This is a genomic window from Saccharopolyspora sp. MMCC62, assembly GCF_057736575.1.
In genome coordinates this window covers 422,017-437,285 of record NZ_JBYKCM010000005.1, presented here as the reverse complement: position 1 = coordinate 437,285, position 15,269 = coordinate 422,017, and the positions used below count along the sequence as shown (strand labels likewise).

Genomic DNA, 15,269 nt, shown 5'->3' with positions numbered 1-15,269 from the left:
TTCCCGCGCCCGCGTCGAATCCGGCGGGTCCCCCCGAGGATGCCGTGCCCACGCGTGGAATTCCCCGTTGCGAGACGCGCCGGACGGCCCCGAGGTTGAGCCGGTACCCCGATCTTGGCCGTTCGGACGGGAAGCTCGGCCGTTCGGCCGTGATCTTGTGGAAACCCTGTCGCTGAGCGGAACGAGGCCGGTACGTTCCGTTGCCGTGGCGGGGTCCGGTGTGCCGGTGCCCATCGGGAGGAGCCACATCGCGAGGGGACACGACGTGCGAGAAGAGGGGAAACGCGTGAGCGGGGCGGGGATGACCGAGCAGGTGCGGGGGACGGCGCAGGTGGCGGAGGCGAAGTTGCAGGCCTCGTCCGCCGCGGTCGGCACGCTGCGGCGGGACGTGGAAGCCGGGCGGCTGCGGCTGGACCCGGCTGCCGGCCGGGCGATCCAGGACATGCTGACCGAGCAGGTCGACCAGGTGCAGGACTGGCTGAACCGCGCGGTGGGCCTGGGGCGGCGCGCACCGCTGGGGCGCAACCCGGTGGGGGAGGCGATGGCGGCGAAGTTCGCCGATCGCGGCACCGGGGACGGCGATTCGTTCACCGAGGTGCTGCAGCAGTACCGCCGAGTGCTGGACGACGCGCGCGAGGCCGTCGAGGACGCGATGCGCCGCTACCGCGCCGACGACGAGCGCGCCGAGGACGAGTTCCGCCGCATCGGGCAACAGCTGTGACCGGCCGCGGGTAGCGGAGTCGTCGGCGATCGAGATCGAGCGCTCCGCCGGGCGGGCAACCCGGCGGGGTGCCGGTGCGTCCACTGTGCGCAGGGATCGGCGTGGCGGGCGGATGGGCTGGTGGCGGTGTGCGAGAAGCCGTCGCCGGAGGGGGAAGTGGCACGTGGAAGAACAGCAGCACGCCGTGACGCGGGCGAAGAACGCGCGGTCGTCCGATGACGACCGCGCCTTGGTGGACACCCAGAACTGGAGTTCCTACAGCCACCGCGAGCTGTACGAGGCGGTGCACCGGGACAACGATCCGGGCCGCGTCGGCGAACTCGCCGGGGATTGGGCCCGGCTGGGCATCGAGATGAGCGAGTCCGCACAGCGCATGGGCGAGCGGCTGCGCAGCACCGAGCACGGCTGGCAGGGCGAGGCGGGCGATTCGGCGCGCGGTGCGATCCACGAGATCGCCACCTGGACCTCGGAGGCCGGCGCGACGGCCAATGGTCTCGGGGCGCGGATCGAGGAGCAGGGCCGCGTCATGGAGACGGCCAAGATGGCCATGCCGGAACCGGTCGACGTCGACCTGGACGAAGATCTGACGCACAGGTTCAACGGTTCGGGAGGGCAGGGGTCGGTCGTCGACCTGTTCACGGCGACCGTCGACCAGCGGGTGCGGACGATCAAGTCGGCCGACGCGCACCAGGACGCGGTCCAGGTCATGGAGCGGATGGAATCCGACTCCCGAGTGCTGGACGGCGACACGCCCCGCTTCGCGCCGCCGCCGGACCCGGTCCGGCAGGAGCAGCACCAGGGCACGCCGCCGGCGGACGGGAAGCTGACGCCGTTCCACCGGGCGACTCCCGCGCACGAGGCGGGCGAGGACGTCCAGCAGCTCGGTGAGCCGGTCACCCCGGGCGGTGCGGACGGGGACCTCGTCACGCGGAAGATGCCGGTGCTCGGCGACCCGGCGGCGGGTGACCCGGCCGCCACCGACCCCGCTTCCCGCGTCCCCACGTCCGACATCCCGGCCGCCACCGATCCGGCGAACGCGCTCGCACTCGAACAGCCGCAGATCCCGCAGGTCCCGCAGTCGCCGTCCGAACGGGGCGGTCCGATTCCGCGGCCGGGCGATCCCCAGATCCCCGTCGGGAGCACGCCGACACCGCGTTCGGTGCCGAGCGGCCGGACGCCGACGCCCCGGACGCCGTCGCCCCCGAACTTCGATCCGCCGACGGTGAAGTTCAAGCCGAGCGGCACGACCCCGCAGTCCACGAAGCCCAGCTCGGTGCCGAACCCGTCGTCGCCGGACATCACCGGCCGGGACACCTACAAGCCGCCGCGGCCGGTGTCCGGCCCGGACGCGCCGACCGCGATCACCCCGAACCCGTTCGCCAAGAACCCCGGCGGTGGCCCCGGTTCCGGTGGCCCTGGTGGTTCCCGCGGCGGCTGGGGCGGTTCGATCCCGCCGATTCCCGGCACGACGGGCGGTTCCGGCGGAGCGCTCGGCGTCGGCGGCGCGGGCTCGGGCGGTTCCGCTTCGGGCGGTTCCGGTCCGGGTGCGGGCGGCAGGGCCGGGGTCGGCCCGACCGAGTCGGCCGCCGGACGCCCGGTGGGCGCGGCGGGTGCGTCCGGTCAGGCCGGTGCGGGCGGCATGGGCGGCGGCGCGCCGGGGCAGGCGAACCGCGGCAAGGGCGGCGAGGACCAGGAGCGCCGCGCGAAGTACGTGGAGAGCGCCCCGATCGTCGAGGTCCCGGGCGCGGACCTGCCGCCACCGGTCATCGGCGGTGGCAAGCCGAAGAAGAAGGACAAGGACAAGGACTGACCGCGTCGTTCCGCGCACCGGCCGTGCGGGCCGGTGCGCGATCACGCGCGTGCTGATGAGGGGAAAGTGATGGACGAAGCGGACTTCGTGCTGTCCGCCGTCGAGTTCGACCTGGTGTCCGGGGCGCTCGACCTGGGCCGGGCGCCGTACCCGCTGCGGGTGCCGAGCATCGGCGCGACCGTCGAGGAGCGCACCGCGCGCACCGCCGAGGTGTTCCGCGCGCTGGCCGACCGCGGTCTCGCCACCGGCGAGCGGCTGGACGCCGAGCTGGAGGGGCTGCTGCGGCTGCTGGCGGAGCACGAGATCTCGGTGGACGTCGTCGGCTACGCGGACGGCCCGATCCGGGCGCTGGCCGCCGCGGATCGCCGGTCCGGGGTGCTGGCGGTGCTGGACGGGAATCGGTTGTCGTTGCGCGGTTTCCGGCCGAGCGCGCTGGCCGCGGTGGCGGCGGGCGTGCTGCCGTCCGCCGAGCCGGGCAAGGGGCGGTCGTTGACGGTGCGCCACGAGGTGCTGGCGAAGGTCGCGGACGAGGACGACTTCGGCGACGACCCGTTCGGCGGTGATCTCGACGAGCACACCGCGCTGGTGCGGGCGGGGGTGTCCGAACAGGACGCGGCCGCACTGGTGGAGCTGGCGGAGAACCGCCGTGGCGGCGGCCAGCTCGGCGTCCGCGGCGGCGGGTCCCGGGCGGCGACGCTCATCAGCTGGATGGACACCTCGCAGGGCCGCTACCTGCTGATCGGCGAAGGGGGCTGGCTGAGCGTCGTGCCCGCCGAGCCGGGCCGCGTCGAGCAGCGGCTCGGCGGAGTGCTGTCCAGCGTGGACTTCGCGGAGCTCGTGTCCCGGTGAACCCCTTGTCGCGCAACGCATCCGGAGAGGAGCTCCCCGCATGGCCTACGAAGTCGTCTCCGAGGACCTGACGGCGCACGCCGCCCACCTCGACTCGCTCACCGACCGGGTCGACACGGCGATCTCGGCCGCCGAACAGGTCGGCATGTCCGACGAGGCCTACGGGCTGCTGTGCTCGTTCCTGCCGCCGATCATCAATCCGACCGAGCAGGAAGGGCTCGCGGCGCTGCAGGCCGCCCGCGAAGGCCTGGAGACCACCGCGCAGAACGTCCGCACCACCGCCGAGGAGTACGACACCAACGACGAGGACAACTCGCAGTCCTTCCAGAAGTTGCACGGCACCGTGCCGGAGGGCTTCGAGCAGTTCCAGCTGATGGGCGGCGGCTCCGGCCCGGCGGAGCAGCAGCGGGGCACGCTCCCGGACGGCATGTCCGAGCAGCAGCGGGGCACGCCGCAGGGCGGCTATTCGGAGCAGCAGCGGGGGTCGTTGCCGGACGGCATGTCCGAGCAGCAGCAGGGCACCGCTTCGCGGTCGTCGGAGCAGGTGCAGGAGCCGACGGCGCGGAATGCTCCGCACGGCGAGCAGGTGCAGGAGCCGACGGCGCGGAACGCCCCGCACGGTGAGCAGGTGCAGGAGCCGACGGCGCGGAACGCCCCGCACGGTGAGCAGGTGCGAACCCCCGCCGAGCAGGGCTTCTCGCAGCAGGTGTTCGGCACCACCCCGCGGATCGACCCGGAGGCGACGTCGTAGTCCCGCCCCACCCGCCGCGATCTCGCGGCGCGCACGTCATCGAGCAGCACATCGGCACGGAGGGAAGAACATGTCCGGACCAGCGGGCTTCGCCGCACTCGGCAGCGACCCGGACGACGCGGAACGGCGCATCGGCGACTGGGTGAAGGGCTTCGAGGAGAAGGCCCGCCGTTACGAGGCGGTGCGCGAGGAGACCGAGCAGATCCGGTTGACCGCGACCGGCCCGGACGGCCGGGTGAAGGTGACGGTGCGCGCCGACGGCAGCCTCACCGGCATCGAGTTCTCCGAGAAGATCCGTTCGATGCCGCTGGAGGAGCTGTCCGCGCAGATCCTCGGCACCATCCGCAAGGCGCAGGGCGACATCGCCTCCCGCGTCGGCGAGGTGATGTCCGAGCAGCTCGGTGACGAGGACCGGCAGACCCGGTCGCTGATGCTGGACAACCTGCGCGAGCGGTTCCCCGAGGAACCCGACGAAGCCGAGGACGAGGCGCCGGAGTCCGGCAAGTGGGCGGCGCCGGAGGACGAGGAGCCGCCGCAGCAGCGGCCGGGTCCCACACCGCCGAGCCCCCCGCAGTCCGGCCCGTCCAGCCAGTCCGGCCCGTCCGCGACCCGTCCGACCGGCCGGCGCCGCCCGCAGCGGCGGGACGACGACGAGGACTTCCCGCCGGACTTCGACCCGCTGCGGGACTGACCCGCCGCATTCCCGACCCCACATTCGCCGGTGTCCCCGGCCCGCACTCTTGAGGTGATCTCCTGTGGCGAATCCGCTCGTCGCGGAACGCGAGGATTCGACCAAGTCCTTCAGCGGCGTCCCGATCCTGGAATCGGTCGACGAGACGAAGAAGGCCATCGAGTCGGGTGACTGGGCCGCCGGCGTGATGGGTGCGACCGGCACGGCGCTGGACGCGCTGGGCATGGCGATGGACCCGTTCGGTTCGATCTTCGCCGCGGGGGTGGGCTGGCTGATGGAGCACGTCGGCCCGTTGTCGGACGCGCTGGACTCGCTGACCGGTGATCCGGACGAGATCAAGGCGCATTCGGAGACGTGGAAGAACATCGCGACCGAGCTGGACGGGGTCGGCGCCGACCTGCAGCAGATGGTCGGCGCCGACATCGCCGAGTGGTCCGGCAAGGCCGCCGACGCCTACCGCAAGCGCAGCGAGGAGACCGGCACGCTGATCTCGGCCGCCAAGTCGGCGGCCGACGGTGCGGCCGACGGCATCGGCACCGCGGGCGAGGTCGTCGCCGCCGTCCGGACCCTGGTGCGCGACATCATCGCCGAGCTGGTGGGCCACCTGATCAGCTGGGCGCTGCAGGTGCTGGCGACCGCGGGCATCGGGATGGCGTGGGTGCTGCCGCAGGTGGCCGTGCAGGTCACCAAGGTCGCCACGAAGATCGCCGAGCTGACCATGAAGCTGGTCAAGGCGATGAAGGCCCTGATGCCGCTGCTGAAGAAGCTCGGCAAGGGCTTCGGCGACGCGGCCAAGGAGCTCAAGAAGATCAAGTCGGACGGTTCGTCCGGCGGCGGGCCGAAGCCGACCGGCGGCGACCGCTCCCGCGGCGGCTCGGACGGCCCGGCCTCCAACCACTCCTCGAACGCCGAGAACAAGCCCGGCGGCACACCCCCGCCCCGCGGCGACGGCCCGGCGTCGAACCACTCGTCCAACGCGGAAGGGTCCCCGGCGCCCGGACCGAACAACGGCGGAAGTGGACGTGGCAACGGCGGCGGAAACGGTGGCGGCCCGACGCCGACACCCACGCCGCCTCCGCGCGGCGGGAAGGGACCGGCCTCGACCCGTTCCACGTCCTCGAACAACACGGTGCGCGACCAGGGCACCAACTCGCGGTCCCTGCAGAACTCGCGCTGCGTGGGCGACCCGATCGACGTCTCCTCCGGGCAGATGATGCTGGCGCAGACCGACGCGGAGTTCCTCGCCGCGCTGCCGCTGGTCGTCGAACGCACCCACCTGTCCGCGTTCCGGGCCGGGCGCGCGTTCGGCCCCAGCTGGGTGTCCACATTGGACCAGCGCGTGGAGGTGGACGAGCAGGGCGTCGTGCTCGTCGCGGCGGACGGGGTGCTCCAGCACTTCCCGCACCCGGCGGTCGGCTCGTGGGTGTTCAGCGACGGCGGCCCGCGCCGTCCGCTCGGCCGGGCCGAGGACGGCGCCTACGTCCTCGACGACCAGCAGCAGCGGCAGGTCCTGCGCTTCGCCGGTGCCGGTGCCGGTGCCACCTGCCCGCTGACCTCCATCTCCGACCACGTCGGGAACCGCATCGACTTCCTGCACGACGAGCACGGGACGCCCCGGGAGATCCGGCACAGCGGCGGCTACCGGGTGCTGGTCGACACCGCCGACGGCCTGGTCACCTCGTTGCGGTCCGCCACGGCCGACGGCGACGTGGAGCTGATGCGCTACGGCTACACCGGCGACCGGCTCACCGAAGTGGTCAACGCGTCGGGGCAGCCGATGTGCTTCGACTACGACCACGTCGGGCGGATCACCGGCTGGACCGACCGCAACGGCGAGTGGTACCGCTACCACTACGACCACGAAGGGCGCTGCGTCCGCACCGAGGGCTCCGGCGGTTTCCTCACCTGCGGCATGGAGTTCGACACCGAGAACCGGATCACCCGCAGCACGGATTCGCTCGGCAACGTCACGACGTTCCGGATGAACGAAGCGGGCCAGGTCGTCGAGGAGATCGACCCGCTCGGGGCATCGACCACCTCCGAGTGGGACCGGCACGACAACCTGCTGCGGCGCACCGACCCGCTCGGGCGCAGCATCCGCTACGACCGGGACGAGCGGGGCAACGTCCTCGCCATCACCCGCCCGGACGGCAGCCGGCTCAGGTGCGAGTACGACGAATCCGGCCTGCCGATCGCGGTCGTCGAGGCCGACGGAACCACCACGCGGCACACCTACGACGAGCTCGGCAACATCCGCACCACCACCGACCCGTGCGGTGCGACCACCACCTACCGCTACGACGAGCGCGGCGCCCTCGCCTCGGTCACCGACGCGCTCGGCGGCACCAGCACCGTGGAGGTCGACGCGAGCGGGCTCCCGGTCGCGCTCCGCGACCCGCTCGGCGCCGTCACCCGGTACGAACGGGACCGGTTCGGCCGGGTCACTTCGATCACCGACCCGGTGGGCGGGGTGCAGCGGTTCGGCTGGACGGTCGGCGGCGAACTCGCCTGGCACGAACGGGCCGACGGCACCGTCGAACGGCGCGTCCACGACGGCGAGGGCAACCTGCGCGAGCACCGCGACGAGTTCTCCGAGGTCTCCACCACCGAGATCACCCACTTCGACCTGGTGGCCGCCGAGGTCCGTCCCGACGGCACGCGGCTGGAGTTCGGCTACGACACCGAGATGCGGCTGACTTCCGTGACCGACCCGCAGGGGCTGGTCTGGCGGTACGAGTACGACGCCGCGGGCCGTCTGGTGCGCGAAACCGACTTCAACGGGCGCACCCTCCAGTACGCCTACGACGCGGCGGGCAGGCTCGTCGAACGCACCAACGGCGCCGGGGAGGTCACCCGGTTCGGGCTCGACGTGCTCGGCAACATCGTCGAACGCCGCACCGCCTCCGACGTCGCCCGGTTCACCCTCAGCGAGACCGGGGAGATCCTGGAAGCCGTCAACGGCACGAGCCGGGTCACCTTCCAGCACGACCCGGCGGGCCGGGTGATCGCCGAGACCGTCAACGGGCGCACCGTCACCTCCGAGTACGACCTGCTGGGGCGCCGCATCCGGCGCCGCACCCCGTCCGGCGCCGAGAGCACCTGGGAGTACGACGCCAACGACCAGCCGATCGCCCTGCACAGCGCCGGCCGGACGCTGCGCTTCGAGTACGACCGCGCAGGCCGGGAAGTGCGCCGCAGCACCGCATCCGGCCTGGTGTTCGGCCAGTCGTGGACCGCCACGCACCTGCTCCAGACCCAGACGATCGCCGGTGCGGGCGGGCGGATCGCCCAGCAGCGCACCTACGCGTACCGGGCCGACGGTGCGCTCACCGGGGTGCAGGACGGGATCACCGGACCGCGCACCTTCACCCTCGACCACGCGGGCAAGGTGCTCGGCGTCCAGGGCTCCGGCTGGTCCGAGCGCTACGCCTACGACGCCACCGGCAACATCACCCACGGCAGCTGGCCCGCCTCCGGGGCGGACGACGAGTTCGGCGACCGCGCGCACACCGGCACCCTGCTCCGCGCCGCGGGCGGTGCCCGCTACGAGTACGACGCGCAGGGCCGGATGGTGCTGCGGCAGCGCAAGCGCCTGTCCCACCGCCCCGAGACCTGGCGCTATTCCTGGGACGGCGACGACCGGCTGGTCGGCGTGCTCACCCCGGACGGAACGCGGTGGGCCTACCACTACGACGCGATCGGACGGCGCATCACCAAGCAGCGCCTCGGTCCCGACGGGACGACCGTGGTCGCCGGGGTGGACTTCAGCTGGGACGGGCACGTGCTCGCGGAGCAGGCCGAGTACCGGCAGGGGCAACCCGGCCCGCTCGTCCTCGTCTGGGACCACGAGCCCGAGTCGTTCCGGCCCCTCACCCAGGCCGAACGGGTGCTGCGCGGACCCCAGGACTGGGTGGACTCGAAGTTCCACGCGATCGTCACGGATGCGGTCGGCACCCCGACGGAGCTCGTCGACGAGCACGGCGTCGTGTCCTGGGTGAGCCGCACGACGCTGTGGGGTGGCGCGCCCGGCGCGGAGGCGGTCACCGGCACGCCGCTGCGCTTCCCCGGGCAGTACTACGACGCCGAGACCGGTCTGCACTACAACTTCTACCGCTACTACGACCCGCTGCTGGCCCGCTACGTCAGCCCCGACCCGCTGGGCCTGGACGGCGGCCTCAACCAGCACGCCTACGTCCCCAACCCGCACAGCTGGACGGACCCGCTGGGGCTCAAGTGCGAACGCAGGATGGACGGCGATATGACGCGCCACCGCATCAACGACCTCGCGGACAAGTTCAAGAACAAGCATCAAGACCACGGGCCGGGCCGCCAGGGGCTCGACAACCACATTTTCAAGGGTGGAACAAAGGCGAGTAGTGCGAATTCGCCCAGTGGTCTGCATGCGTACGAGAAGCCCGCGGGTCGACACGAAAAAATCGACAAGGGAAGCTGGATCGATCAGGATACCGGAAAGTCTGATCACTTGCCGAAGGACGTCACCGTGCTGGCGCGCAGGGGTAATCCGAACAAGGTGCACGAGATCATGTACGTGCGGGATGGTCTCGCCAATGACGGTAAGGGCCTGAAGAACACGAAGGTGAGCACCATGTTCCCCGCAAACTGGAGCCAGAACGAAGTCCGGGCGTACATTGCGCACAACAAGAGCGGCGAGGCGATCGAGCTCGATTACAAGGGTTCCAGCAAGACCTCCCTTCAGCAGCGGATCGACAACGGGGATCCGATCAAGGTCAAAACCGAAGGTGACACGACCTATCCCCAGACCAATGCGACTTACGGGCGGGTGGGAAATACGGGTGTCAATGACATCAACCACCCTTCGTGGAAGACGACCACGCCCGGGGATTCGTACAAGAATCGGTGAGGGACGTGCTCAAGGGATTCGAGGGCGTGCGGTGCCGGTCGTACTGGCTGTCGCTCAGCGGGCGGATTGCTGATCGAATGGAGGCCGGCACCGCACGCGCATGGCACTCGTGTCCTACCCCGCCCCCTCCAGCACCCGATCCAAGCTGATCGGCAGGTCCCGGTGCCGCACCCCGGTCGCGTGCCGGACGGCGTTGGCGATGGCGGCGGCGGTGCCGACGATGCCGACCTCACCGATGCCCTTCACCCCGGACGGGTTGCCCGGGTCGGGGTCGTCGACCCAGTCCACCTCGATCTCGGGCACGTCGGCGTGCGCGGCGATGTGGTAGCCGGCGAGGTTCGCGTTGGCCTGGCGGCCGCTGGCGTCCCGCACGCCTTCTTCGTGCAGTGCCATCGACAAGCCCATGATCATGCCGCCGGCGAACTGGCTGCGCGCGGTGAGCGGGTTGATGATCCGCCCGACCGCGAACATGCCGAGCAGCCGCCGCACCCGCACTTCGCCGCTGCCGACGTCGACGGCGACCTCGGCGAACTGGGAGCTGAACGAGTGCCGTTCGAGCTGTTCGCGGGCGCCGATGAGCTCGGTGGTGTCGGCGCGCGCGGTCACCGGGGCGGTTTCCCCGGCGGCGAGCTTCTTCTGCAGCGCCCGCGCGGCCTCGATGATGGCGAACGACCAGGATTCGGTGCCGCGCGAGCCACCGGCGATGAACGCGGGTCCGAAGTCGCTGTCGGCGATCCGGATCCGCACCGCCGCCAGCGGCACGTCCAGCGCCTCCGCGGCGACCTGGGCGAGCGCGGTGCGCGCGCCGGTGCCGATGTCGGCGGCGGCGATGCGCACCTCGTACGTCCCGTCGGCATCCGCGGTGATGGCGGCGCTGGAGGGCATCGGCCCGGCGCCGAACGATCCGGCGGCGACCCCGGTGCCGAGCAGCCAGCGCCCGTCCCGGCGCACCCCGGGCCGCGGATCCCGCTGCCACCAGCCGAAGCGGCTCGCGCCCTGTTCGAGGCAGTCCACCAGCCTGCGGCTGCTGAACGGCTTCCCGGAGGCGGGCCCGACGGCCGGTTCGTTGCGCAGCCGCAGCTCCACCGGGTCGATGTCGAGGCGCTCGGCGAGCTCGTCCATCGCCGATTCCAGCGCGAACGAGCCGGGTGCCGCGCCGGGCGCGCGCATCCAGCCCGGTGAGGGCACGTTCAGCGGCACCACCTTGGTGCGGGTGCGGATCGCCTCGGACGCGTACATGACGCCGGTGAGCTCGGTGCCGAGCTCCACGAACTCCTTGACGGTGGAGGTGAACGAGTGCGATTCGTGGTCGACGGCGCGCAACCGGCCGTCGGCGTCCGCGGCGAGCCGCACCCGCTGCTCGGTCGCCGAGCGCAGCGAGGTGATGGCGAAGACCTGCGGCCGGGTCAGCACCACCCGCACCGGGCGCTGCAACTGCGTCGCGGCCATCACCGCCAGCACGAGCTGCGGGCCGAGGGCCTTGGAGCCGAAGCCGCCGCCGACGTGCTCGGAGCGGATCCGCACCGCCGCCGGGTCGAGGTCGAACAGCGTCGCCACGACCTGCGCGACCAGGTAGGAGCCCTGGTTGGCGTCGACGACTTCGAGCCTGCCGTCCTCCCAGCGGGCCATCGACGCGTGCGGCTCCATCGCGGTGTGGTGCTCTTCGGGCGTGGTGTAGGTGTGCTCGACGACGGCGGCGGCCGCGTCGGCTTCGGCGTCCACGTCGCCCTTGTCGACGGTGCCCGCGCCCTGCGGTGCGTACTCGGCGGGATGCCCGGCGCGGAAGCCGGCGTCGTGCGGTTCTTCCTCGTAGGTGACCTGGAGGGCGTCGGCGGCGGCGCGGGCCTGCTCCGGCGTCTTCGCGACCACCAGCGCCACCGGGTGCCCCACGTACCGCACCCGGTCGTCCTGCAGGAGTTGCAGCCCTGGATCGGGCCCGAAGATCCCGGCTTCCGGGTTGAGCCGCGGCGCGTTGCCGTGGTGCAGCACGGTGAGCACGCCCGGCATGTCCAGCACCGCGTCCTCGTCGAGGGAGGTGATCCGGCCGTGCGCGACGGTGGACAGCACCAGCGAGCCGTGCGCGAGGTCCTCGATGGGGTGATCTCCGGCGTAGCGGGCTTCGCCGGTGACCTTGGCGCGGCCTTCGAGGCGGGTGTGCGCGGAGCCCGCGGTGCCGGTGTCCGCGGGTGCGGTGGTGGTGCTCGTGGCGCTCAGCCGCGGGTCGACGGTGGTCATCGGGTGGCCTCCTCGGCGATCTCGGTCAGCACGGACACCACGAGGTTCCGGATCAGCGGCACCTTGTACCCGTTGTGCGGCAGGGGTGTCGCGGCGGCGAGTTCGGTGTCGGCGGCGGCGCCGAACTCCGCGGCGGTGGCGGGGCGGCCCAGCAGCGCCTGCTCCGCCGCGCGTGCCCGCCACGGCCGGTTGGCGACGGCGCCGAACGCGATGCGCACGTCGGAGACGACCCCGTCGCGGACGTCGAGGGCGGCGGCGATGGATCCGTTCGCGAACGCGTAGGAGGCGCGTTCCCGTACCTTGCGGTACCGGGAGCGGGCTGCGATCTCCGCGCCGGGCAAGGAGATCCCGGTGATCAGCGCGCCCGCGGGCAGCGCGACGTCCGCGTCCGGGCGGTCCCCGACCGGCCGGTGGAAGTCCGAATAGGACAGTTCGCCGGTGCCGTCGGCGGTCTCGTAGGACACCACGGCGTCGAACGCGGCCAGCGGTACCGCCATGTCCGACGGGCTGGTCGCCGCGCACTGCTCGGACCAGTCGAAGATCGCGTGGTTGTGGTGCTCGCCCTCGATGGCCGGGCAGCCGCTGCCCGGCACCCGCTTGTTGCAGGGCTGCGTGACGTCGGCGAAGTAGCCGCACCGGGTGCGCTGCAACAGGTTCCCGCCGACGGTGGCCACGTTGCGCAGCTGCCCCGACGCGCCCGCGAGCACGGCCTGGGCGAGCGCGGGGAAGCGGCGCCGCACCTCCGGGTGGTTGGCGACCTCGCTGTTGGTGGCGGTGGCGCCGATGCGCAGCCCGCCGTCCGCGGCGACCTCGATGGTGTTCAGCGGCAGCCTGCGCACGTCCACCAGCTGCGGCGGGGTCTCCACCCCGACCTTCATCAGGTCGACGAGGTTGGTGCCGCCGCCGAGGAACCGGGCGTCCGGGTTCTCGGCGAGCAGGGCGGTGGCGGTGCGCACGTCGGTGGCGCGCCGGTAGTCGAACTCCTTCACGCCGAGACCTCCGATCCGCCGCGGGTCACGGTGCTCGCGGCCTCGTGCACGGTGGCGGCCTGCGCGACGGCGCGGACGATGGAGTTGTGCGCGCCGCAGCGGCACAGGTTGCCGCTCATCCGCTCGCGGATCTCCGCGGCGTCCAGCGCGGGCGCACCGGCCTCGGGGCGCACGTCCGCGGTGGCGGCGCTGGGCCAGCCCGCGGCGTGCTCCTGGATGACGGCGACGGCCGAGCAGATCTGCCCGGGCGTGCAGTAGCCGCACTGGTAGCCGTCGAAGTCGAGGAACGCCTGCTGCACCGGGTGCAGCCGGTCGCCGTCGGCGATGCCCTCGACGGTGGTGATCTCGGAGCCGTCGGCGGCGACGGCCAGCTGCAGGCAGGACACGGCGCGCTGCCCGTCGAGCAGCACGGTGCAGGCGCCGCACTGGCCCTGGTCGCAGCCCTTCTTGGTGCCCACGAGGTCGAGGCCGTCGCGGAGCGCGTCGAGCAGGGTGGTGCGGTTGTCGACCGCGAGCGAACGGTCCTCGCCGTTCACCCGCAGCGAGATGGTGGTGTGGTGGGGCATGGGGATCTCCGTCGGTGGCCGACAAGAACGGGAACGGACACCGCCGTGGCGGCGCCTCACGAGTGTGACCGGGCACGGCCGGGTTCGCGCTGCACCGAGGCCGCGGGGAACGCACGTCGGGATTGCGGCGCACCCCCTCGGGACGATTCCGGCCGATCCGTCGAAACGGATCAACGACCGGGAACCCGGAAAAAATCCCGGCGGCGGGCGTCGCTGGTCAGCGGGGTGCGTGCACCCGGTCGGGGAGTGGCGGGCGTGCCCGCACCCGACCTCGGGTACCCCTCGTTCGGACCCGGAACCGCGGTCGAGGAGGCGCAGCGGAATGCCATCGTCGAGGACGGGACGTCGCACCAGGCCGGTTCGTCGGCTCGAAGACCTCGTCACCATCGTCAAGGTCGGCAACGTGCGGCGCGCGGTCACCGCCGCCGGCATCGGCAACATGATGGAGTGGTTCGACTTCGGGGTGTTCAGCTACCTCGTGGTCATCACCGGGAAGGTGTTCTTCCCCGCCGGGAACGCCACCGCGCAGCTGCTGGCCACGTTCGCCACCTTCGCCGTCGCGTTCCTGGTCCGCCCGCTCGGCGGGTTCGTGTTCGGCCCGCTGGGGGACCGGATCGGGCGCAAGAAGGTGCTGGCCATCACGATGATGACCATGGCGGCGGGCACCACCGCCATCGGCCTGATCCCGTCCTACGCGACGATCGGCATCTGGTCGCCGGTGCTGCTGCTGGTGGCCCGCGTCGTGCAGGGCTTCTCCACCGGCGGCGAGTACGGCGGGGCCACCACGTTCGTCTCCGAGTACTCGCCGGACAAGCGGCGCGGTTTCCTCGCCAGCTGGCTGGAGTTCGGCACCCTCGCCGGGTATTCGCTCGGCGCCGCCGTGGTCACCGTGCTGCTCACGACCCTGGGCGAGCAGGACATGGTGGGCTGGGGCTGGCGCATCCCGTTCCTGCTGGCCGCGCCGCTCGGCGCGATCGGGCTGTACCTGCGGTTCCGGCTGGAGGAGACGCCCGCGCAGCAACAGCAGCAGGAGAGCGGCGGCGCGGACGAGGGGCAGCTGGCTGGCTACCGCACCATCTTCCGCGACCACTGGCGGCCGCTGCTGTTGTGCGTGGCGCTGGTGGCGGTGTTCAACGTGGTCAACTACATGCTCACCTCGTACATGCCCACCTACATCACCGCGGACCTGCACTACGCGCACACCTCGGCGCTGATCTTCGTGCTGGTCACCATGCTGATCATCATGGGTTTCGTGGTGCGGCTCGGGCGCATCTCGGACCGGATCGGCCGGTTGCCGATCATCACGGCGGGCTCGGCGGCGCTGGTGGTGCTGTCCTGGCCCGCGTTCTGGCTGATCAGCCGCGGCTCGGTGGGTCTGGTGGTGGCCGGGCTGGTGCTGATCGGGCTGATGCTGATCGCGTTCAGCTCCACGATGCCGTCGAGCCTGCCCGCGCTGTTCCCCACCGAGGTGCGCTACGGCGGCGTGTCCATCGGGTTCAACATCTCGGTCGCGCTGTTCGGCGGCACCACCCCGCTGCTGTCGCAGGCGCTGGTCACCGGCACCGGGCACAGCACGGCGCCCGCGTTCCTGCTGATGGCGGCGGGCGTGGTGGGGTTGATCGCGACCTGGTTCTCCCGCGAGTCCGCGGGATTGCCGCTGCCGGGCGCGAAACCCACCGTGTCCTCCCGCGAAGAGGCCCGCGAGGCGGTGGCGGACATGCGCGAGCGGGACGGCCGGGCATGATCGGGAGCGGAAGTCGAGCTGATCGGGAGTG

General features: G+C 72.1%; 10 protein-coding genes. 7 read left to right on the top strand and 3 right to left on the bottom strand.

The features are described 5' to 3' along the window. Nucleotides 1-286: 286 nt before the first annotated feature. From AC29IT_RS15325 to AC29IT_RS15300, 6 genes are all read left to right on the top strand, one after another. Nucleotides 287-721, top strand: a complete 435-nt coding sequence (locus AC29IT_RS15325; protein WP_488219107.1) for a hypothetical protein — start codon at nucleotides 287-289, stop codon at nucleotides 719-721. A 163-nt stretch (nucleotides 722-884) separates the two neighbouring features. Next, on the top strand, nucleotides 885-2,531 hold the full coding sequence (locus AC29IT_RS15320; RefSeq protein ID WP_488219106.1) for a PPE domain-containing protein: 1,647 nt from the start codon (nucleotides 885-887) through the stop codon (nucleotides 2,529-2,531). 69 nt (nucleotides 2,532-2,600) lie between these two features. Further along, nucleotides 2,601-3,380 (top strand): ESX secretion-associated protein EspG, encoded by a 780-nt coding sequence (locus tag AC29IT_RS15315; RefSeq protein WP_488219105.1) that lies wholly within the window; start codon nucleotides 2,601-2,603, stop codon nucleotides 3,378-3,380. Between the two features lie 40 nt (nucleotides 3,381-3,420). Then, on the top strand, nucleotides 3,421-4,131 hold the full coding sequence (locus tag AC29IT_RS15310; RefSeq protein ID WP_488219104.1) for a type VII secretion target: 711 nt from the start codon (nucleotides 3,421-3,423) through the stop codon (nucleotides 4,129-4,131). Between the two features lie 70 nt (nucleotides 4,132-4,201). Next, the gene (locus tag AC29IT_RS15305; protein ID WP_488219103.1) at nucleotides 4,202-4,822 is read left to right on the top strand and encodes a YbaB/EbfC family nucleoid-associated protein; all 621 of its coding nucleotides are present in this window, start codon (nucleotides 4,202-4,204) and stop codon (nucleotides 4,820-4,822) included. 64 nt (nucleotides 4,823-4,886) lie between these two features. Further along, nucleotides 4,887-9,704, top strand: a complete 4,818-nt coding sequence (locus AC29IT_RS15300; protein WP_488219102.1) for an RHS repeat-associated core domain-containing protein — start codon at nucleotides 4,887-4,889, stop codon at nucleotides 9,702-9,704. Nucleotides 9,705-9,818: 114 nt separating this feature from the next. Here AC29IT_RS15300 and AC29IT_RS15295 read toward each other — a convergent pair whose 3' ends face one another. From AC29IT_RS15295 to AC29IT_RS15285, 3 genes are read right to left on the bottom strand one after another with little or no spacing between them, the layout of a single operon-like run. Further along, nucleotides 9,819-11,939, bottom strand: coding sequence for a xanthine dehydrogenase family protein molybdopterin-binding subunit (locus tag AC29IT_RS15295; RefSeq protein ID WP_488219101.1), 2,121 nt, complete (start codon nucleotides 11,937-11,939; stop codon nucleotides 9,819-9,821). Next, nucleotides 11,936-12,928: an FAD binding domain-containing protein gene (locus AC29IT_RS15290; protein WP_358437017.1), complete on the bottom strand. Its 993-nt coding sequence runs from the start codon at nucleotides 12,926-12,928 to the stop codon at nucleotides 11,936-11,938. Before AC29IT_RS15290 ends, AC29IT_RS15295 begins: the two co-directional genes overlap by 4 nt. Beyond that, entirely contained in the window at nucleotides 12,925-13,494 is a 570-nt protein-coding gene (locus tag AC29IT_RS15285; RefSeq protein WP_488219100.1) for a (2Fe-2S)-binding protein, read from the bottom strand. Before AC29IT_RS15285 ends, AC29IT_RS15290 begins: the two co-directional genes overlap by 4 nt. Nucleotides 13,495-13,816: 322 nt before the next feature. Here AC29IT_RS15285 and AC29IT_RS15280 point away from each other — a divergent pair, with 322 nt between their 5' ends. Next, the gene (locus AC29IT_RS15280; protein WP_488219099.1) at nucleotides 13,817-15,238 is read left to right on the top strand and encodes an MFS transporter; all 1,422 of its coding nucleotides are present in this window, start codon (nucleotides 13,817-13,819) and stop codon (nucleotides 15,236-15,238) included. The last annotated feature ends 31 nt before the right edge of the window (nucleotides 15,239-15,269 follow it).

What these genes read in the sequence shown, in the direction of transcription:
- AC29IT_RS15315 (WP_488219105.1), top strand. Translation starts at nt 2,601, where the DNA reads ATGGACGAAGCGGACTTCGTGCTGTCCGCCGTCGAGTTCGACCTGGTG.
- AC29IT_RS15310 (WP_488219104.1), top strand. Translation starts at nt 3,421, where the DNA reads ATGGCCTACGAAGTCGTCTCCGAGGACCTGACGGCGCACGCCGCCCAC.
- AC29IT_RS15305 (WP_488219103.1), top strand. Translation starts at nt 4,202, where the DNA reads ATGTCCGGACCAGCGGGCTTCGCCGCACTCGGCAGCGACCCGGACGAC.
- AC29IT_RS15295 (WP_488219101.1), bottom strand. Translation starts at nt 11,939, where the DNA reads ATGACCACCGTCGACCCGCGGCTGAGCGCCACGAGCACCACCACCGCA.
- AC29IT_RS15285 (WP_488219100.1), bottom strand. Translation starts at nt 13,494, where the DNA reads ATGCCCCACCACACCACCATCTCGCTGCGGGTGAACGGCGAGGACCGT.
- AC29IT_RS15280 (WP_488219099.1), top strand. Translation starts at nt 13,817, where the DNA reads ATGCCATCGTCGAGGACGGGACGTCGCACCAGGCCGGTTCGTCGGCTC.